Origin of the sequence: Brevundimonas sp. (assembly GCF_046293315.1) — a bacterium.
GTDB lineage: Bacteria > Pseudomonadota > Alphaproteobacteria > Caulobacterales > Caulobacteraceae > Brevundimonas.
Map to the genome: position 1 here is coordinate 1 of NZ_JBKBPF010000041.1, position 789 is coordinate 789.

Below are 789 nucleotides of genomic sequence, written 5' to 3' on the forward strand. Positions count from 1 at the left end.
CTATGAGCTGGTGCCGCACCCCGAGCTGGCCACCGACCCAGCCCGCCCGCTCGGCTCGCGGTCCGCCGTGCGCAAGAAGCTGGCCATGCTGGAGCAGCTGCAGGACGTGGAGGTGGCCAGCCGCATTGTGCTGGGCGCGCTGCGGCGGCAGGGCACCGTGAACCCGCTGGATTACATGTACCGCGCGCTGGGCGTGCGCATGCGGGAGGTGGAGGGCGCGGCGGAGGAGGATGCGGCAGCGCTGGCCGCCTTGCGCCTGCTGGGCATGCACTCGATGCTGGACCGCGCGGGCGTGGTGACGGCCGCGCGGGCGGCGCACGAGGAGCAGGAGGCAGGGCGCGGGGAGGCGGCCGCAGCGCGCGGCGAGGCGCTGCTGGCGGGGCTGTGGGCGCACTTTGGGCGGCTGTTTGCGGCCGACAAACCGCAGGCGCCCGCTGTCGCCGCCGCCACCGCCGCCGCCACCGCCGCCACCCCTGCTTCCGCTGCCACCTCCGCAGCGATGGCCACCCATTCCGCCGGGCTGCTGGGCAGCGCTGCACAGGAGGTGGGGCTGGCTGCGCTCAGCGTGTTTGGCGGGTTTGGCCTCTTTCGCAAAGGCGCGACCAGTGCGACCAGCGCGTCGTCGGAGTTGCCCATGACAGTGGCGGCGGCGGCCAAGGCACGGCCCGCAGCTGCGCCTTTCGCCAGCGCCACCGCCCCTGACGTGCGGCCGGCGGTGAGCGCCCGAGAGATGCACGCAGAGCTCATGCGCCTGAACTGGGTGCCGGTGCTGTCCGCCCCGCCCTCTCC

The 789-nt window shown here is 74.5% G+C and carries 1 protein-coding gene; it reads left to right on the forward strand.

All coding sequences use genetic code 11. The features are described from left to right. Window positions 1–789: hypothetical protein (locus ACK4SE_RS13900; RefSeq protein WP_409693894.1), on the forward strand; the 789-nt coding region annotated here is incomplete at both ends.